Source organism: Halorubrum sp. CSM-61, assembly GCF_003781945.1.
In the GTDB taxonomy this organism is placed as follows: domain Archaea; phylum Halobacteriota; class Halobacteria; order Halobacteriales; family Haloferacaceae; genus Halorubrum.
This window is the reverse complement of record NZ_RJJW01000006.1, coordinates 290,541-307,680: the sequence shown is the minus strand read 5'-3', so window position 1 is coordinate 307,680 and position 17,140 is coordinate 290,541. Positions and strand designations below refer to the sequence as shown.

The 17,140-nt window shown below is 68.2% G+C and carries 17 protein-coding genes; 3 read left to right on the top strand and 14 right to left on the bottom strand.

The annotated features are described in order from the left end of the window. Nucleotides 1–692: 692 nt before the first annotated feature. From EDM04_RS12800 to EDM04_RS12750, 11 genes are all read right to left on the bottom strand, one after another. Nucleotides 693–1,997, bottom strand: coding sequence for a tRNA (N(6)-L-threonylcarbamoyladenosine(37)-C(2))-methylthiotransferase (locus EDM04_RS12800; RefSeq protein WP_123622706.1), 1,305 nt, complete (start codon nt 1,995–1,997; stop codon nt 693–695). Between the two features lie 83 nt (nt 1,998–2,080). Beyond that, nucleotides 2,081–2,398, bottom strand: coding sequence for an ArsR family transcriptional regulator (locus EDM04_RS12795; protein WP_123622704.1), 318 nt, complete (start codon nt 2,396–2,398; stop codon nt 2,081–2,083). Between the two features lie 109 nt (nt 2,399–2,507). Beyond that, nucleotides 2,508–5,087: a GAF domain-containing protein gene (locus tag EDM04_RS12790; protein WP_123622702.1), complete on the bottom strand. Its 2,580-nt coding sequence runs from the start codon at nt 5,085–5,087 to the stop codon at nt 2,508–2,510. Nucleotides 5,088–5,202: 115 nt separating this feature from the next. After that, nucleotides 5,203–6,072: a succinate--CoA ligase subunit alpha gene (sucD, locus tag EDM04_RS12785; protein ID WP_123622700.1), complete on the bottom strand. Its 870-nt coding sequence runs from the start codon at nt 6,070–6,072 to the stop codon at nt 5,203–5,205. Further along, on the bottom strand, nt 6,069–7,214 hold the full coding sequence (gene sucC / locus EDM04_RS12780) for an ADP-forming succinate--CoA ligase subunit beta (RefSeq protein ID WP_123622698.1): 1,146 nt from the start codon (nt 7,212–7,214) through the stop codon (nt 6,069–6,071). Before sucC ends, sucD begins: the two co-directional genes overlap by 4 nt. 118 nt (nt 7,215–7,332) lie before the next feature. Next, the gene (locus EDM04_RS12775; RefSeq protein ID WP_123622696.1) at nt 7,333–8,742 is read right to left on the bottom strand and encodes a class II fumarate hydratase; all 1,410 of its coding nucleotides are present in this window, start codon (nt 8,740–8,742) and stop codon (nt 7,333–7,335) included. 94 nt (nt 8,743–8,836) lie between these two features. Beyond that, a complete protein-coding gene (locus EDM04_RS12770) occupies nt 8,837–9,037 on the bottom strand; it encodes a hypothetical protein (RefSeq protein WP_123622694.1) in 201 nt (66 codons plus the stop codon). 70 nt (nt 9,038–9,107) lie between these two features. Beyond that, entirely contained in the window at nt 9,108–9,521 is a 414-nt protein-coding gene (locus tag EDM04_RS12765) for an EamA family transporter (protein ID WP_123622692.1), read from the bottom strand. A 10-nt stretch (nt 9,522–9,531) separates the two neighbouring features. Beyond that, nucleotides 9,532–9,855 (bottom strand): BolA family protein, encoded by a 324-nt coding sequence (locus EDM04_RS12760; protein ID WP_123622690.1) that lies wholly within the window; start codon nt 9,853–9,855, stop codon nt 9,532–9,534. 57 nt (nt 9,856–9,912) lie between these two features. Further along, nucleotides 9,913–11,049, bottom strand: coding sequence for a DUF4382 domain-containing protein (locus EDM04_RS12755; RefSeq protein WP_123622687.1), 1,137 nt, complete (start codon nt 11,047–11,049; stop codon nt 9,913–9,915). Between the two features lie 131 nt (nt 11,050–11,180). Beyond that, the gene (locus EDM04_RS12750) at nt 11,181–12,506 is read right to left on the bottom strand and encodes a 5'-deoxyadenosine deaminase (protein ID WP_123622685.1); all 1,326 of its coding nucleotides are present in this window, start codon (nt 12,504–12,506) and stop codon (nt 11,181–11,183) included. 128 nt (nt 12,507–12,634) lie between these two features. Here EDM04_RS12750 and EDM04_RS12745 point away from each other — a divergent pair, with 128 nt between their 5' ends. Together EDM04_RS12745 and EDM04_RS12740 are read left to right on the top strand one after the other, a co-directional pair. Beyond that, nucleotides 12,635–13,003, top strand: a complete 369-nt coding sequence (locus EDM04_RS12745) for a hypothetical protein (protein ID WP_123622683.1) — start codon at nt 12,635–12,637, stop codon at nt 13,001–13,003. Further along, nucleotides 13,000–13,569: a hypothetical protein gene (locus EDM04_RS12740; protein WP_123622681.1), complete on the top strand. Its 570-nt coding sequence runs from the start codon at nt 13,000–13,002 to the stop codon at nt 13,567–13,569. Before EDM04_RS12745 ends, EDM04_RS12740 begins: the two co-directional genes overlap by 4 nt. 43 nt (nt 13,570–13,612) lie before the next feature. Here the strand turns inward: EDM04_RS12740 and EDM04_RS12735 are convergent, their stop codons facing one another. After that, nucleotides 13,613–14,023, bottom strand: coding sequence for an SHOCT domain-containing protein (locus EDM04_RS12735; RefSeq protein ID WP_123622679.1), 411 nt, complete (start codon nt 14,021–14,023; stop codon nt 13,613–13,615). A 175-nt stretch (nt 14,024–14,198) separates the two neighbouring features. Between EDM04_RS12735 and EDM04_RS12730 the strand changes: the two genes are divergently transcribed. Next, nucleotides 14,199–14,858 carry a non-canonical purine NTP pyrophosphatase gene (locus EDM04_RS12730; RefSeq protein WP_123622677.1) on the top strand — a complete coding sequence of 220 codons (660 nt, stop codon included), beginning with the start codon at nt 14,199–14,201 and terminating at the stop codon, nt 14,856–14,858. A 9-nt stretch (nt 14,859–14,867) separates the two neighbouring features. Here the strand turns inward: EDM04_RS12730 and EDM04_RS12725 are convergent, their stop codons facing one another. Beyond that, the gene (locus EDM04_RS12725; RefSeq protein WP_123622675.1) at nt 14,868–16,208 is read right to left on the bottom strand and encodes an aminotransferase class III-fold pyridoxal phosphate-dependent enzyme; all 1,341 of its coding nucleotides are present in this window, start codon (nt 16,206–16,208) and stop codon (nt 14,868–14,870) included. A gap of 245 nt (nt 16,209–16,453) precedes the next feature. Then, on the bottom strand, nt 16,454–16,729 hold the full coding sequence (locus tag EDM04_RS12720; RefSeq protein ID WP_123622673.1) for a PadR family transcriptional regulator: 276 nt from the start codon (nt 16,727–16,729) through the stop codon (nt 16,454–16,456). Nucleotides 16,730–17,140: the final 411 nt, after the last annotated feature.

Below are 17,140 nucleotides of genomic sequence, written 5' to 3'. Positions count from 1 at the left end.
CCGGAGAGGAAACCGACATGGTACTGAGCAGCCGTTAAGTTGCAGCCTCCCGTACTACCAGTTAGTGCTGTGCTGGCACAAGTCCCGCGCAGTACGGGCCGCAGTAGCCCGGCCCCAAATGGTGGGTTCGTCGACCTCGAAGGGCGTTCGGTAGGCGGGGCGCACAAAACGCCCCGTCGCGTCAACTGACGGCGAGGGCCACATCAAAGCCCCATCACCAGAAATCGGAGATTTCTGGTTAGCAGTCAGAACGCAACGCGTTCTGACGACACCCTCAACGAGCCAGCCCTTCAGGGCGAGCGAAGTAGGGTGGGGTCGGTTACGGAAGTTCGAGGGGAAAGCCTCGCGCTTCAGCGCGGGGATGAATCCGACAACTCCTACGCGAACTATATTCAACGTGCCGGACGGATGTTTTAAGTTGCGTTCCCGTATATCAACACTCAACCGAGGCGGTCTACCGCCCCACTAATCGGACAATATCGGGATTCCCTTGATTCCAAACGGAAGACACCCTCTTCCGTGTCGGAACAGGGGTGTAGCAGTAAAAAGTACCTCCGAATCCCATGGCGGGATAGGAGTAACGGCTGATTGGCACAGCCAGTAGCCGTCATCGAGGCGACTACAAACCTTGAACATCCCAAACCGGCGGCACGGTGCCGTGGGAATCTTCGCCCTTCAGGGCGGAGAGGATGTCAAGCCGACGACAGAGTCGACTCGGCGGGGTCACCGTCGACCGGTCGATCGCCGTCGGTCGGGTCGCCGAACGCGTAGACGGTGTTGTGGCCGGTGACCTCCACTTCGAGGAAATCGCCCACCTCGACGCCGCGCTCGGTCGCCTTCTGCACGATGATCTGCCGGTAGGCGCCGTCGCGGCACTTCACGGAGTCGCCGGTCCCCTCCTCGACGACGAGCACCTCGAAGGTCTCGCCGACCATCGACTCGTACGCCTCGCCGACGACCTCCATCTTCAGCTCCGACATCGCCTTCGAGCGCTCCTTCTTGACGGTCCCGCCGAGCCCCTTCATGTCCGCGGCGTCGGTGCCGGGGCGCTTCGAGAAGCGGGTGACGTTGATCTTCTCCGGGCGGACCTCGGCGAGGAGATCCATCGACCGCTCGTGGTCGGCCTCGGTCTCGGTCGGGAAGCCGACGATGAAGTCGGTCGAGAGCGTCCAGTGGTCGAGCCGGTCGTCGAAGGTCGCGACGATCTCGCGGAACTTCTCGACGCGGTGCTGGCGGCGCATCTCCTCGAGCACCTCGTCGGAGCCGGACTGAACGGGGGCGTGGATGAAGTCGTACAGCTCCTCGTTTCTCGCGAACACGTCGGCCAGTTCCTCGTGGATGCCGTGGATGCCGCCGGGGTTGGCCATCCCGAGCCGGACGCGGAACTCGCCGTCGATGTCGCAGATCCGGTCGAGCAGCTCCGGGAGCTTCCGGTCGCCGTTATCCCAGCCGTAGACGCCGGTGTCCTGACCCGTAACGCGGATCTCCTTGGCGCCGGCGTGGACCAGCGCGCGGGCCTTCTCGACGTTCTCCTCGACCGACGGGGAGTCGACCCGTCCGGTCGCGAACTTCGTGATGCAGTACGAGCAGTTGCTCATGCAGCCGCGCGCGATGGGGAGGATGCCGACGACGCCGTCGAGAACCGGCTCCGCGTCGGGGGTGACGGTCGGGCACTCGCCGTTGAGCACGTACGAGGGCACCTCGTCCCAGTGGAGGATCTCGGCGTCGACGCCGGCCTCCTCGAACATGTCGCCCTGCGCGAGCGCCATGCAGCCGGTGACGACGAGCTCCGCGGTGATCTCCGCCAGCTCCTCGGCGCGCCGGAGCATGTTCCGCTCCGTCTTCTCGACGACCGTACAGGTGTTGAGGATGGCGACGTCCGCGTCTTCGGGACCGTCGGCCGGGCGGTGGCCGCCGTCGCGTAGCGCCCGCTCTATCTCCCGGCTCTCGCCCCGGTTGGAACTACAGCCGTACGTTTCGATGTGATACGTCGCCATCGAGTGGGCTCACTACCGGTCGCGCGGCCAAAAACGCGACGGATCGGGGAGGAGGGTCGGGGGAGAGGAACGATCGGTCGCCGTCAGTCCTCGGCGACCGCGGTCGCCGTCTGCGCCTCGGCGTCGGGCTCGGAGGCGGCCTCGGGCTCGGACCCCGTCGACCGCTCCGACTCGGGGACCGGCGCGTACACCGATCGGCGGGCGTCCTTGGGGCAGAGCCCCTCCTCGACGAGCCCGACCTCGGTGAGCTTCTCGACCGCGAACCGGACGGTTCGGGTCGAGAGACGGGTCTCCTCGGCGAGCCCGGTCTGGTCGAACCGGCCTTCCTCGTCGAGGACGTAGTAGACCAGTTTGGCGCTCGGCGGGAGCGGCTCGAGAAGCTCGCGGGTGCCTTCGTCCATACCCGGTACGAACGGTCGAGCCGGGCATAACCGTGGCCCGGGTGTGCGCCGACCCCGCACGTCCACGACCGTTTTATATATTCCGCCGGCGCCGCCGCGTCCGATCCCCTCAGCCCTCGGTCCGGAACTCGAACCGCGCGCCGTCGTCGTCGACCGCGTCGATCGCCCAGCCGTGGGCGGCCGCGATCTCCCGGACGATCGCGAGCCCGAACCCCGTTCCGCGCGGGTCGGTCGACGTGCCGTACTCGAACGCCGTCTCGGAGTCGACGTCGAATCCCGCCCCGTCGTCGGCGACGTAGAAGCCGGCCGGGAGCGCGCCGACGCCGACCGTGACGCCGTCGGAGTCGGGCGCCGGATCGGTTCCGTGTTCGACACTATTCGTAAACAGGTTCTCGAGCAGCGTGCGCAGCCGTTCCGGGTCGGCCTCGACGGTGAGCGACGTCTCGGGCGGGTCCAGCGTCGCGCCCTCGGTGTCGACGGTCCGCCACGCCCGCTCGGCCGCGTCGGATAGCGAGACGGTCTCCAGCTCGTCGACGGTCCGGCCCTGATGCGCCAACGCGAGCAGGTCGTCGATGAGCTCCTCCATCCGTTCGTGGGCGTCGGCGATCCGATCGAGTTCGTCGAGGGCGTCTCCGTCGTCGACGATCGCCTGCGCGAGTTCGAGCCGGCCGGCCGCGACGTTGAGCGGGTTCCGGAGGTCGTGGGAGACGAGTCCGGCGAACTTCTCTAACCGCTCGATCTCCCGCTGCAGCTCCGCGTCGCGGTCGCGGAGCTGGGTCGTGCGCTGGGCGTGATCGAGCGCGACGGTGACGTTCGCGCCGAGCACCCGCGCCAGCTGCACCGCGGTGTCGTCGAAAAACCCCGGTTCCCGGGAGCCGAGCGGCATCACGCCGTGGTCTCCGAGCGGGACGACGAGCAGGCTCCGGTGTTCGCCGTAGCCGATGGCGGTGTCGACCGCGTCGAGGTCGTCGACGACGATCGGTTCGCCGGTCTCGAACGCCTCCCAGAGCCGCCCGTCTCCGGGGCCGAACGCGGGTCGCTTCCCGAGCGCCTCCGTCGCTTCCTCAGTGATGGCGGTCGGTAACAGCGACTCTGCGTCGGGGTCGTACAGCCGGACCCCGCTGCTCGGGAAATCCAGGATGTCGACCGCGGCCCGCGACGCTAGCGCCGCGATCTCCTCGCGGTCCCCGCCGCGGAACATCTCGCGGGTCGTCTCGTGGAGCCGCCGGAGGGTGCGCTCCACCCGCTTCTGCTCGCCGATGTCGGCGTAGACGTTGTAGATGATCGTCTCGTCCGGCCGCTCGACGGGAATGACGTTGAGGATGAAATCTCGGACTCCCTCGGGGGTCTGCCGCCGCACCTCACGGCGGAGCGGCTCGTCGTCGTCGATCACCGCGGCGGGGTCGATGGTCTCCTCGTTGTCGGGGACGATCGCCTCGCGGATCGTCTCGTAGCCGTGCTCCGCCTCGGAGAAGCCGAACGTCTCCTCGAACGCCTCGTTGGTGGCGTCGAGCCGCCGCTCGCTTCCCTTCCCTGCCGCGGTTCGAACGACCGGTAGCGGCAGGTCCTCGAACAGGGCGGAGAGCCTGTCTCGTTCGGCTCTGAGCGCGTTCTCCGTCTCGATCTGTTCGAGCGCGTCGGCGGCGTGGGCGGCGAGCAGCTCGGCGAACTCCACGTCGCTCCCGTCGAACGAAGCGTAGCCGTCGGAGACGGCCTGAAAAACTCCGTACGATCCGATGGGAAGGCTGATCGCGGAGCGGATGTTGTCGGCCACCGGGTCGGCCAGCTCCTCCGCGCTGGTGAGGGAGTCGCCGTCGGTGGGATCGTCCGCGCCGCCCTCGCGTTCGGCGCCGGATCCCGTTCTCCCACCGGTTGGCTTCGGTCCGGGTCGCCCGGGGTTCTCCGGATCTTCGAGGTCGTCCGGGTCCGTCGGATCGACGCTGATGTTGTCGACGACGATGGTCCGCTCGTCGGCGGCGGTGGTTCCGACGACGCCCTCGCCGAGGGCGAACGTCCGAACCTCCTCCTCGCCGACGTTCTCCGAGCGCGCCGTGGGGACGAGCCGGTCGCCGAAGCGCCGCGCGGTGACGCAGCGGTCGAACTCCAGGATCCCCTCGGCGGCATCGACGACGCGCTCGAACACCGCGTCCGCGGTCTCAGCCCCCGACACCTCGGTCGCGAACTCGTGGATCGCGGTGACCTTCGCGTTCACCTCCCGGAGGTCGCGTTCGGCGCGGCGACGATTGAGGGCGTTCTCGACGCTGTTCGCGAGCATCTCGTACCGATCGCGGCCGATCCCCTTCTGGAGGTAGTCGGTGACGCCCGCCGAGATCGCCTCGCTCGCGATCTCCTCGCTCCCCCGCCCGGTGAACAGCACGAACGGGAGCCCCGGGTCGATCGACCGGACCTCCTCCAGAAGTTCGAGCCCGTCGGTCTCGGGCATGTTGTAGTCGCTGACCACGCAGTCCACGCGCTCCTCGCGGACCACGTCGAGCGCGTCTGCGGGCGCAGTCCGCGTCACGGTCTCCACCCCGTCGACGAGGCGCTCGACGTGCGTGGCCGCGAGGTCGGCCGCGCCCGGCTCGTCGTCGACGAGGAGCACCCGCCGCGGTCCGCCCCCGGCCGGCTCCGATCCACGGAAAGCGTCGGCCTTCCGTCCGCCTCGGCCGTCCGTGGGATCGGTATCCATAGGCACACCTTACCCTGCGGGTAATTTTACCTTTCGTTCCGATAACCGAAACTGAGAACGAGACGAAAGCGGGTTCGCGGAGCGGGAGTCCGTTACGGCGCTCCGCCGAACTGACCTATAAGAAGTCCTCGACGTGGTCGGCGACCTCCTCGGGGGTGTCGCCGACGGGGACGCCCGCGTCGTTGAGCGCGTCGATCTTCGACTGCGCGGTGCCCGTGCCGGAGCCGGAGACGATGGCGCCCGCGTGGCCCATGCGCTTGCCCGGCGGCGCGGTGCGCCCGGCGATGAAGCCGGCGACCGGCGTGTCCATGTTCTCGCCGATGAAGCGGGCGGCCTGCTCCTCGTCCTCGCCGCCGATCTCCCCGCACATCACGACCGCGTCGGTGTCGAGGTCGGCCTCGAACGCCTCCAGCGCGTCGATGAAGGAGGTGCCGATGATCGGGTCGCCGCCGATGCCGATGGCGGTCGACTGGCCGAGCCCGCGCTCGGTGAGGTTGTCGACGACCTGGTACGTCAGGGTCCCGGAGCGGGAGACGAGCCCGACGTTGCCGTCGGAGAAGATGTTGCCGGGAAGGATGCCGAGCTTCGCCTCGCCGGGGGTGATGATGCCCGGACAGTTCGGACCGATGAGGCGGGTGTCGGTCTCCGTGAGGCGCTTGTTCACCTTCGCCATGTCTTGGGTCGGGATCCCCTCGGTGATCGCGACCGCCAGATCGAGGTCGGTGTCGAGCGACTCGAAGATCGCGTCGGCGGCGAACGCCGGCGGCACGAAGATGACGGAGGCGTCCGCGTCCTCCGCCTCGACGGCCTCGTCGACGGTGTCGTAGACGGGGACGCCGTCGACCTCCTGGCCGCCCTTGCCGGGCACCGCGCCGGCGACGACGTTGGTGCCGTACTCGATCATCTGGCCGGCGTGGAACTTGCCTTCCCCGCCGGTGATACCCTGCACGACTACTCTGGTGTCGTCGTCGACGAAAATGCTCATTGGGTCACCTCCTCGGCGTTCTTCACCGCACGCTGGACCGCGTCCTCCAGCGTCTTCTCGACTTCGACGAGGTCCGTGTTCAGGATCTCCATCCCCTCCTCGGCGTTCGTGCCGGCGAGCCGGACGACCACCTTCTTGGGGATCTCGTCGAACTGCTCTAGGGCCTCGTTGATCCCCTTGGCGACCTCGTCGCCGCGGGTGATCCCGCCGAAGATGTTGAAGACGACGGCGTCGACGTTGTCGTCGGAGAAGACCATGTCGAGCGCCTGCGTGACGCGCTCGGCCTTCGCGCCGCCGCCGATGTCGAGGAAGTTGGCGGGCGAGCCGCCGTAGTAGTCGACCAAGTCGAGCGTCGTCATCACGAGCCCGGCGCCGTTGCCGATGATGCCGACGTTCCCGGAGAGGCGGACGTAGTCGAAGCCGTACTCGCCGGCCTTCCGCTCTAAGTCGTCCTCGTAGGACTCCTCGGCGAGGTCAGCGAGGTCGGGGTGGCGGAACAGCGCGTCCTCGTCGATGTTCATCACGGCGTCCGCGGCGATCACGTCGCGGTCGCCCGTGATCATCACGGGGTTGACCTCGATCTCCGAGGCGTCGTTCTCCTCGTAGAGGTCGTACAGCGTCGAGAGGATCGAGGCCACGTCGAGCGCCACGTCGGCGTCGACGCCGGCCTCGTAGACGACCTTCCGGGCCTGATACGGGTGGAGCCCGAACGCGGGGTCGACGTGCTCGCGGGCGACCGCGTCGGGGTTCTCCTCGGCGACCTCCTCGATGTTCACGCCGCCCTCGGTCGAGACCATCAGGACCGGCTCGCCCGCGCCGCGGTCCATCGTGACGCCGACGTACAGCTCGTCGGCGAAGTCGACGCCCGCCTCGACGAGGACCGAGTCCACGGTGTACCCCTTCAGATCCATTCCGAGGATCTCCTCGGCGTACTGCTCGGCCTCCTCGCGGTCGGTCGCGATCTTGATCCCGCCGGCCTTGCCGCGGCCGCCCACGTGGACCTGCGCCTTGATCGCGGCCGGGTAGCCGATATCGTCGACCGCGTCGAGCGCCTCGTCGACGGTCGTCGCGAGCCGGGAGTCCGGTACGGGGATCCCGGCGTCGGCGAAGATAGTCTTCGCTTGGTGTTCGTGTAGTTTCATCCGTTTGCGATCCGGACCGACTGCGGCTTAAATGGTGCCGATCCGGCGCGAATCGCGCTCCAAAAGCCGGCAATCGACGCGGGTAAACTCGGAACGCGTCGCGGAGTGCTCGGAGTTCTCAGTCGTCGTCGCCGAGGATGACACGGTGGGTCATCGCCTCGGGGTCGAGCACGTCGTCGGCCTCCTCCTCGGTGAGGTACCCCTCGCTGACGGCGACCTCCTTGACGGACTTGTCCTCCGCGAGCGCCTTCTTGGCGACCTTCGACGCCTTGTCGTAGCCGATCGCGGGGTTCAACGCGGTCGCGAGCGCCATCGACTGCTCGACGCGCGTCTCGCAGAACTCCTCGTTGGCCTCCAGCTTCGCGACGAAGCGCTCGCCGAAGGTGGCGGCGACGTTCGAGAGGATCTCGGCCGACTCGAGGAAGTTGTGCGCGAGCACGGGCTTGTAGAGGTTCAAGTCGATCTCGCCGCGCGCCGCGCCGGCGGAGATCGCGGCGTCGTTGCCGACGACCTGCTTGTGGACCTGATTGACCGACTCGGCGACGACCGGGTTGATCTTGCCGGGCATGATCGACGAGCCGGGCTGGTTCTCCGGCTGTTCGACCTCGCCGAGCCCGTTGCGGGGGCCGGAGGCGAGCAGCCGGAGGTCGTTGGCCATCTTGTTCAGACTGCCCGCGATCGTGCGGAGCGCGCCGTGGGCCTCGCTCATCGCGTCGTGGGCGGCCTGCGCCTCGAAGTGGTTGTCGGCCTCGCGGAACTCGGTGCCGGTCTCGTCGGAGATGTACTCGGCGGCGAGCTCGGGGAAGTCGGGGTGGGTGTTGAGCCCGGTGCCGACCGCGGTGCCGCCCAGCGCGAGCTCGCGGAGGTTCGACTGAACTGTTTCGGCGCGCTCGATCCCCTTCGCGACCTGCGTGCGGTAGCCGCCGAACTCCTGTCCGAGCCGGATCGGGGTGGCGTCCTGCAGGTGCGTGCGGCCGGTCTTGACGACGCCGTCGAACTCGGTCTCCTTGGCCTCCAGCTCGGCGTGAAGCGTCTCCAGCGCGGGCACGAGGTCCTTCTCGACGGCCTCCAGGGAGGCGACGTGCATCGCGGTGGGGATCACGTCGTTCGAGGACTGGCCGTAGTTGACGTGGTCGTTGGGGTGGACGACGCGGTCGCCGATCTCGGCGCCCGCGATCTCGGCGGCGCGGTTGGCGATGACCTCGTTGGCGTTCATGTTCGAGGAGGTGCCCGAGCCGGTCTGGAACACGTCGACCGGGAACTGGTCGTCGTGCTCGCCGGCGATCACCTCGTCGGCGGCGGCGACGATGGCGTCCGCGGTGTCGTCGTCGATGAGGTCCAGGTCGCGGTTGGCCTGCGCGGCGGCCTTCTTGACGACGCCGAGCGCGCGGACGAACCGGCGGCTCATTCCGATCCCCGAGATAGGGAAGTTCTCGACGGCGCGCTGAGTCTGTGCGCCCCAGTAGGCGTCGGCCGGAACCTGCATCTCTCCGAGGCTGTCCTCCTCCGTGCGGTAGTCCTCACCCATGCGTGCGCGTTCCCGCGAGGCCGGGTAAAAGCTACTGGAAGCGGCCGGGAGCGAGACTCGGAGGGGCGCGAGCGGCGTTGGCTCTCTCGGCCGCTCACTCCCGGTCCGTCGCCCATCCCGCGAGCGCGACGAACCCGAGCGTCATGCCGAAGAACAGGAGCAACACCCAGCCGAACCCCGGCGCGACCGCCTCACCGCGGAGGAACTGCACGCCGAGGAACGCCGCGACGACGACCGCGACGATCGGCCACGAGGCGTCCTGCAAGCGGCGCAACAGGGAGGGCGGGAGTCGCATGCGGCGGCGTTCGGTGGCCGGACGCTTAAAAGCGGACGCCGTCGCCCGGCGGACGACGTCCGTCGGCCGCTCAGTACGCGATGAGCAGGACGGCGACGACCGCGGCGCCGATGCCGGCGGCGTCGCTGAGAGCGAGCGACTCGCCGAGCACCGCCACGCCGAGCACCGCGGCGACGACGAAGTACAGCGCCGTGACCGTGGTCGCGACTCCCGACGCGCCGGCCTGTAACGCGGCGTAGTACGACACCGCGCCGATTCCCGACGCGACGCCGGCGAGCGCCGCGATCCCGATCGCGGTCGGGTCGTTCCCGAGGACCGTCGTCCCCCGGTGGAGGACGTACAGTCCCGCGACGCCGATCCCGACCGTGTACGAGACGATCATCGCCGCCTCCGGCGCCATCGAGCGCGTCGCCACGTCCGCCAACACCGCCCAGAACCCCCACGCGACCGCGCCGAGCAGCGCGAGTCCGACGACGTGGTTCACCGGTCCGACCTCACTCTCCCTCGACCGGGAACAGCCCCGCCTCGCGGAGATCGTCGTCGAGGGCGCCGTCGCCGTGTTCCGCGTACGCCCCGGGGGTGTACGTCTTGATCTCTAAGGCGTGGACCGACCGGGTCATGCGGTCGCCGACGGCGTCGTACACGCGCTGGTGCTGGTCGACGAGCGACTCCCCCTCGAAGGCCGGCGAGACGACCCACGCCGCGAAGTGGGCGTCCTCGTCCTCGTCGTCGTGGACGCGCGGGGTCGTCACGCGGGCGACCGCGTCCGGGATTCCGTCCTCGATGAGATCGGCGATCTGCGCCGGGTCGATGGTCATACGCGCTGTCGGGCCCGCCTCGTCAAAAAGCGACCGCATGATCGGCGCGGGCTTCGATCAGCTCTCGGTCTCGTTCGTGGTCGTTCCGTTTTCGGCGTCGCCCGATCCGTCGTCTGTCTCGTTTCCGTCGGTCGTCGACCCGTCGTCGGTGTCGTCCTCGTCTCCGTCGTCTTCCTCGCCCGCTTCATCGTCACCGTCATTGTCTTCGTCGTCATCGTCCCCTTCGTCGTCATCGTCCCCTTCGTCGTCGTCCTCGTCGATCTCGTTCACCTCGACGTCTCGACCGGCGACCCCGCTCCCCGAGATCACGGGCTGAAGGATGTAGCCGTTGTTCGGGCCGCGCTTGACGACGTTGATGTCGAAGACGAAGCTGACGGGCTCGTCGGGCGTGACCTCGAAGCCGTTCGTGATCTGGAGCTTCTCGCTCGGGAGCTTCACGTCGACCTCCTCGCCGTCGACGATCCCCTCGACGGTCGTGACCGAGAGCTCGATCTTCTCGTAGCTTCCGGCCGGAATATCGCCGTCGAACACGGCGATCGCGTCCTCTTCGATCACCTGCGTCAGGTCGACGGTCGCGCCGTTGAGGGCAACGACGGTGAAGCCGCGGTCGGACTCGTCGTCCTCGCCGTCTTCACCGTTGTTCTCGTCGTCCTCTTCGTCGTCGTCCGGGTCTTCCTCGTCCGCGTCGCCCCCATCTTCCTCGTCTGCGGTCCCGTTCGCGGGATCGCTCTGGCCGTCGGTCTCGTTGCCGGTCTGATCGGTCCCGTCGTCCTCGTCGTCTTCCTCCGTGTCGTCTTCCTCATCCTCCTCAGTCTCCTCTTCCTCGTCATCCTCCTCGTCGTCGCCCTCCTCGCCCGCCTCGAAGATCCGGGCCTCGTCGAGAGTGACGTTCAGTTGGTCGAAGTCGCCGATATCGGCCGGCGCGTCGCTGATGAGGAGTCGGAAGCCGCCGGTGAGCGTTTGGGAGCCGTCCGACCCGTCGGAGCCGTTCGATCCGTCGCTCCCCTCCGATCCGTCGGACGTGAGTCCTCCGTCGCCGGCACAGCCTGCGAGCAACGTCGCGGTCGCGCCCGCGCCGAGCGCCACGAACTCCCGGCGCCGGAAGCGGTCGGTCGGGGCGTTCTGAGACTGGACGTTCTGAGACTGGGCATCCTGAGAGCGGTCGTCGCCTGTCGTCCGCGATCGGTCCGTCATGGTGATTCGTCGAACGGTCCCCGAGCGGGTATAACGGGGAGATACTCGGTCCGAGTTTGTTCGGATTAATCCGGTTTTTCGGGCGACAGCGGGGACCCGGCCGTGCCCGCCCGCGACCGCTCCGACGAGGGCTACAGTTCGACCGTCTCGATGCCCGCTTCGTCGACCACGCGCTTCGCCTGCCGGGTGGCGCGCTCGCGGACCGCGTCGGCGTCGATCCCGACGTGCTCGCCGTCGTCGTAGCGAACCCGGCCGTCCACCATCGTGAACACCACGTCGTCACCGTGGGCGGCGTACACCAGGTGCGAGAGCGGGTCGTGGATCGGGGTGGCGCGGGTGCGGTCGGTGGTGAGCCCGATCACGTCGGCCCGCTGGCCCTCCCGCAGGGTCCCGAGGCGGTCGAAGCCGGCGGCGCGTGCGCCGCTCGTCGTCGCCATCTCCAGCACGGTCGGAGCCGGGAGCCGGGTCGGGTCGCGGGCGTCGACCTTCCCGAGGAGGCTCGCCTGCCGCATCTCGGTGAACGGGTCGAGCGTGTTGTTGCAGGGCGGCCCGTCGTTGCCGAGCGCGACCGTAATCTCTCGGTCCAGGTAGTCCTGGACCGGCGCGATCCCGGACGCGAGTTTCATGTTCGAGGAGGGGCAGTGGGTGACGATCGTGTCGGTCTCGGCGAGCACCTCCCGCTCCGCCTCGTCGGTGTGGACACAGTGCGCGAGCGTCACGTCCGGCCCCGTCAGGCCGACCTCGTCGAGCCAGAGGACGTTCCGCTTCCCGGTGTCGGCCTCCACCGTCTCGATCTCGTCCTCGTTCTCGCTGGCGTGGGTGTGGATCGTCACCCCGTCGTGGCGGTCGGCGAGGTCGCGGCACCCGCGGAGGCAGGCCTCGGAGCAGGTGACGGCGAACCGCGGCGTGACGGCATAGCGCACCCGGCCGCCGGCGGCGCCGTGGTACTCCTCGATGAGCGCCTCGCTCTCCGCGAGCGCGGCGTCGGTGTCCTCGAGCAGGCCCTCGGGGGAGTCCCGGTCCATCAGCACCTTTCCGAGGCGCGCGCGGATCCCGGTGTCGACCGCGGCCTCGAACGCCTCCTCGGCGTGGTTGACGGAGAGGTGGTCGACGACGGTGGTCGTCCCCGATTCGAGGCACTCGAGGTACCCCAGCTCGGCGGCGGCGCGGGTCGCGTCGGCGTCCATCGCGGCCTCCATCGGGAGCACGGCGTCGAACAGCCAGTCGAGGAGGGCGGCGTCGTCCGCGATCCCGCGGCCGAGCGACTGCACCGAGTGCACGTGGCCGCCGACCAGCCCGGGGGCGACGAGGTCGAGCTCGCGGCGCTCGTGGTCGGGGTACGTCTCGTGGAGGGTCTCGGCGTCGCCGACCGCGGCGATCGTCTCGCCTTCGACGACGACGGCGCCGCCGGGGATCACGGTCTCGGGGTCGGCGATGACGGTTCCGGCGATCAGCATGTCCGTCCGTTCCTGTCGGTCGTCTCTTAAGAGGGTGTCCCTCGCGGGTCGGCGTCCGGATGGTCCGCGGCGGCGGCAGCCGTTCCGTCGAAACCGTTATGAGTTTGTGTGCAGAATTTGCACATAGTATGAGCGCGAGCGATGACCCGCGCCGCGTCCACTTCCAGTCCCCGGAGTACCTGGTCGATCGACTCGACGCGATCGCGGAGCTCTTCGACACGGATCGGACGGATCTCTTGGTCGAGGCCATCCGCGAGTACATCGAGGAGACCGCTGACAGCGAGACGTTTCAGGAGCTTGTCGCGACGAAGTACTACGACGACCAGATCGAGTTCGAGACGGTCAAGCAGTTGGTCGGCGCCGAGACCGCCCAACGATTCCGCCTCCTCAAAGCCGACTTCGAGGACGAGCCGCTCGATCTCGCCGCTCCGGACGACACCGACGTCTACGACGGCGACGCGACGACGGTCGACACCGCGGGCGACGGCGATCGATGAGCGGGCCGCGACTGCGAACGGCCGCCGTCGACACCAGCGCGCTCGTCAGTCTCGCGGTCCCCCGTGCGGACGCGGCGATCGACGCCGATTCCCCGGATCCGCTTCGGTACCTGCTCACCTCGTGTGACGTGTTCGTGCCGCCGGAAGTCGTCGCGGAGATCCGCGAGATCGCGCAGTATCAGGACGTCCACGCCGCCGCCGCGAGTAACGTCCTCGCGGCTCGGAACCACTACACGATCGAAGATCCCTACGAACGCGACGACACCCCGGACGCTCGGCCGACGTTCGGCCTCGACGACGGCGAGACCGACGGTATCGTCCTCGCGAACGCGCTCGCCGTCGACGGATTTCTCACCGACGAGTTCGGCGGGTCGAACTTCCCGCTCATTCACGCCGTGCTTCGGGAGTCGCGAATCGTCCCGACACCCCGGCTCATCCGCGATTACGCTCGAAACGGCCATATGACGCGCGAAGAGGCGCGGACGCTGATCGCGGCGATCGGTTCCCACCGAAGCTGGGAGAACAGCCCGTACGTCACGCAGTTGCTCCAGTGCCTCGACGAGTAGCTCTGGATTGACCTCGAGACGAGAGACGATCGGCGCCCACCGGTCACTCCACGTCGAACTCTTGCTCTCGCCCCTCGCGGCTCGGCGGCCGCGTCGCGTCCGATCCCTCGAACCGTTCGTCGAGTCCCTCGGTCTCCAGTAACCGGTCGAGCTTCCGCTCGAACTCCGCCTCGCCGATCTCGCCGGTCGCGTACCGCTCGCGGAGCGTCGCCAGCGGGTCCTCGTTCGTCGCGGACGCGGACTCTTCGCCCGATCCCTTCGGCTCGACGAGCGGGAAGTCCTCGCCGAGCAGCAGCACCAGCGGGACGAGCACGAAGAACCCGAGGATGAACGTGGCGGGGATCAGCGCTTCGAGGAACTCGGGCAGGAGGACGGCGAAAAGCGCCGTGAGCCCGAACGAGAGGACCGCGATGATCCCGGCCAGTCGCATCTTTCCGAACGTCGGGAGGGCCATGTCGCATAGAGTTCGACGAACCAACAAAAACGTACTGCCGACATTCCGTCGGTCGGGTCGCGGACGCGACTGGTCTCGAATTCGAACGGTCACCGGTTTCGGCGGGTCGCGGGCTCCGTCTCCGCCCTCGCCCGCGACCGACGGCTATTCGTTCCGGCCCCTCTCACCCGGATCCGTGCTCAGATACGTGACGACGAACCCCGGGAAGGTGCGCGAGGCGGAGCGCTACCTCCGGGACGGCTCGGTGGAGCGGCTCGACTTCGACTACCCGGAGATTCAGGCGGCGGAGCTCGGCCCGATCGCCGCGCAGGGCGCTCGCGAGGCGTACCGCCACGCCGGCGAACCGGTGCTCGTCGACGACGCGGGGCTGTTCGTCGAGGGGCTCGACGGCTTCCCCGGCCCGTACTCCTCGTACGTCGAGGAGACGCTGGGCGTCGAGCGCGTCCACGAGATCGCCGCCGACCTCGACGACCGCCGCGCCGCGTTCCGATGCGTGCTGGGTTACTGCGACGGCGACGGGTTCGCCGCGAGCCCGGATCCGGTCGATCGCGGGGACCGGGACGCGGCCGCGGCGGCGGGACCGGACGGGGAGGGCGAGAGATCGGACGGAGACGGAGGCGAAGGTGCCGACGCCGAGACGCTCCCGGTCAAGCTGTTCGAGGGGTACGTCCCCGGCCGGATCGTCGCGCCGCGCGGGGAGGCCGGGTTCGGCTACGACCCGATCTTCGAACACGACGGCGAGACGTTCGCCGAGATGGACACCGAGCGGAAGAACGCCGTGTCGCACCGCGGCCGCGCGTTGGAGAAGTTCGCGGAGTGGTTCGAGGACCGGTGAGGCGTCGTCTCAGGCGGCGTCGGTGATGGCGGCGTTCAGCAGGTCGCAGCCGAGTTCGATCTCGCGTTCGGTGACGTCGAGCGGCGGGAGGACGCGGAGCACGTCGTGGCCGCACGAGAGCGTGAGCAGTCCCCGAGAGAACGCGTTTTTCAGGACTGCGTCCCGTCGCCCCTTCGACTCGAACTGGAGCGCGAGCATCAACCCCTTCCCGCGCACGTCCTCGACGCCCGGGAGGTCGGCGTCGCGCATCGTCTCTTTGAACTGTCGCCCTCGGACCGCGGCGTTGTCCATCAGGTCGTGCTCGCGGATCGCGTCGAGCGTGAGCGCGCCCTGCGCGGAGGCGACGATGTCACCCGCGCCCCACGTCGAGGAGAGGCGGCCCTTCTCCTCGGGGAACACGTCCGAGCGGGAGATCGTCGCGCCGACGCGGAGCCCCTTCGCGCTGGAGATCACGTCGGGTTCGAGCGCGTAGTGGTCCGAGCCCCACAGCTCGCCGGTCCGGCCGACGCCCGACTGGATCTCGTCGGCGATCAGGGTGATGTCGTGCTCGTCGACGAGGGCGGCGATCTCGTCGGCGAACGCCTCCGAGGGGAACCGGTAGCCGCCCTCGCCCTGGATCGGCTCCATGATGAGGTACGCCACGTCGTCGGGGTCGATGTGGCCCCGGTCGAGGTCCAGCTTCCGCCGGAGCTGCGAGACGCCGTCGGCGAAGAAGCCGCACGAGCACGTCTCCGCGGTGCAGGTCCGGTCGTCGCAGAAGGGCACGTCGTGGACGCCGCTTATCTCCGGGAAGTCGCGGCGGTAGACGGACTTCGACCGGTTGAGCGAGAGCGCGCCGAGCGTCCGCCCGTGAAACGCGCCGTCGAAGGTGATGGCGTGTTTCGCGCCCCCCGAGTCGTCGTACGCGATCTTGATCGCGTTCTCGACCGCCTCCGCCCCGGAGTTCGAGAGGAAGACGGTGTCCATGTCGTAGTGCGCGGTGACCTCGGTGAGCCGCTCCATCAGCCCGGACGAGCCCGGGAGCCCGTCGCCGGGCGACTCGCCGCCGGCGACGTAGAAGTCCTGTCCGGCGATCTTCAGCGGGTCGACCAGATCGAACTCCGCCAGCGGTTCCATGATCAGCGGGTTGTTGTACCCGAGCGGCGCGGCGGCGACGTGGCTCGTGAAGTCCATGAGGACGTTGCCGTCGACGTCGGTACAGAACGGGCCCTCGGCGGGCGCGGTGCGGTCCCAGACGAACTCGTAGACGTACGTGCTCGGCGCGGCCGACTCGTGGTGGTACTCCACCCACTCCCGCGCGCGGTGGCCCGGGAGGTCGGTCACGTCGGGCGCGGCGGTGTCGCGATCCATGACTGCGTGTGACTCCCGGAGCGAATAAAATCGGGGCGATCCGCGCGGAGTTGGAGAATCGTCTAACTACCGGCGTGAACTGTCCGGACGTGGACAAAAATCGGGCGGAACGGATGGGAGATACGGAAGAGGGGACACGAGAGCGAGAGAGACGAAACAGGAGAGGAGAAACGAGGACGCGAGAGACGGCGAAAACGCGAGATCGACCGCTACGGACCACCGAAGTCGTCGGAGAAGTCGCCCGATCAGTGATCGACGTACTGCGCTTCCCACTCGGTCCGCGCGTCGATCTCGCGTCGCCCGCGGCGGGTCAGCGTGTAGTAGTTCGTGCGCCGGTCGCGTTGGCCCTTCTCGACGAGCCCCTTCTCGACGAGCGTGTCGAGGTTGGGATAGAGTCGCCCGTGGTGGATCTCCTTCTCGTAGTAGTCCTCGAGCTCCTCCTTGATAGCCAGTCCGTGAGGCTCTTCCAAGCCGGCGATCACGTAGAGCAGGTCACGCTGGAAACCTGTGAGGTCGTACATGCAACGGCTCGTACATACCCATCGTGAATAAATAAATATACCGTTATAAGATGCGTCTATCTCTTTGTTGCCCCTCGTAATACGGGTTTTTCTCGGGATCCGTTCTGTCAGCGCGTCAACTGTGATCGCGATCTGTTCGCGGCTGAGCCGCCGCGAGCTCATTTCTGATCCGTGATGTGTTCGGTCGATCTGACGCCGATTCCGGCGTCGAGAGCGCGACGCCGGGACGTCTGCGGGTGTCTCGGTGAGCGCGGGAGTTCGTCGATCTGAACGTGGGAGTTCGTCGATCGGCGGTCCTCACACGCGGCGGCGACGGCGCTGTCGCTCTTCGTGTTGTCGTCGGAAAGAGGCACGCCCGACGCGGAAAAAAGCCGCGTCGGGCCTGCCAGTTGGTCCCCGCTGACGCTTCGG

Excerpts from the sequence above, each read along its gene's own strand:
- EDM04_RS12800 (WP_123622706.1), bottom strand. The coding sequence starts at position 1,997 with ATGGCGACGTATCACATCGAAACGTACGGCTGTAGTTCCAACCGGGGC.
- EDM04_RS12795 (WP_123622704.1), bottom strand. The coding sequence starts at position 2,398 with ATGGACGAAGGCACCCGCGAGCTTCTCGAGCCGCTCCCGCCGAGCGCC.
- EDM04_RS12790 (WP_123622702.1), bottom strand. The coding sequence starts at position 5,087 with ATGGATACCGATCCCACGGACGGCCGAGGCGGACGGAAGGCCGACGCT.
- sucD (WP_123622700.1), bottom strand. The coding sequence starts at position 6,072 with ATGAGCATTTTCGTCGACGACGACACCAGAGTAGTCGTGCAGGGTATC.
- sucC (WP_123622698.1), bottom strand. The coding sequence starts at position 7,214 with ATGAAACTACACGAACACCAAGCGAAGACTATCTTCGCCGACGCCGGG.
- EDM04_RS12775 (WP_123622696.1), bottom strand. The coding sequence starts at position 8,742 with ATGGGTGAGGACTACCGCACGGAGGAGGACAGCCTCGGAGAGATGCAG.
- EDM04_RS12770 (WP_123622694.1), bottom strand. The coding sequence starts at position 9,037 with ATGCGACTCCCGCCCTCCCTGTTGCGCCGCTTGCAGGACGCCTCGTGG.
- EDM04_RS12760 (WP_123622690.1), bottom strand. The coding sequence starts at position 9,855 with ATGACCATCGACCCGGCGCAGATCGCCGATCTCATCGAGGACGGAATC.
- EDM04_RS12755 (WP_123622687.1), bottom strand. The coding sequence starts at position 11,049 with ATGACGGACCGATCGCGGACGACAGGCGACGACCGCTCTCAGGATGCC.
- EDM04_RS12750 (WP_123622685.1), bottom strand. The coding sequence starts at position 12,506 with ATGCTGATCGCCGGAACCGTCATCGCCGACCCCGAGACCGTGATCCCC.
- EDM04_RS12745 (WP_123622683.1), top strand. The coding sequence starts at position 12,635 with ATGAGCGCGAGCGATGACCCGCGCCGCGTCCACTTCCAGTCCCCGGAG.
- EDM04_RS12740 (WP_123622681.1), top strand. The coding sequence starts at position 13,000 with ATGAGCGGGCCGCGACTGCGAACGGCCGCCGTCGACACCAGCGCGCTC.
- EDM04_RS12735 (WP_123622679.1), bottom strand. The coding sequence starts at position 14,023 with ATGGCCCTCCCGACGTTCGGAAAGATGCGACTGGCCGGGATCATCGCG.
- EDM04_RS12725 (WP_123622675.1), bottom strand. The coding sequence starts at position 16,208 with ATGGATCGCGACACCGCCGCGCCCGACGTGACCGACCTCCCGGGCCAC.
- EDM04_RS12720 (WP_123622673.1), bottom strand. The coding sequence starts at position 16,729 with ATGTACGACCTCACAGGTTTCCAGCGTGACCTGCTCTACGTGATCGCC.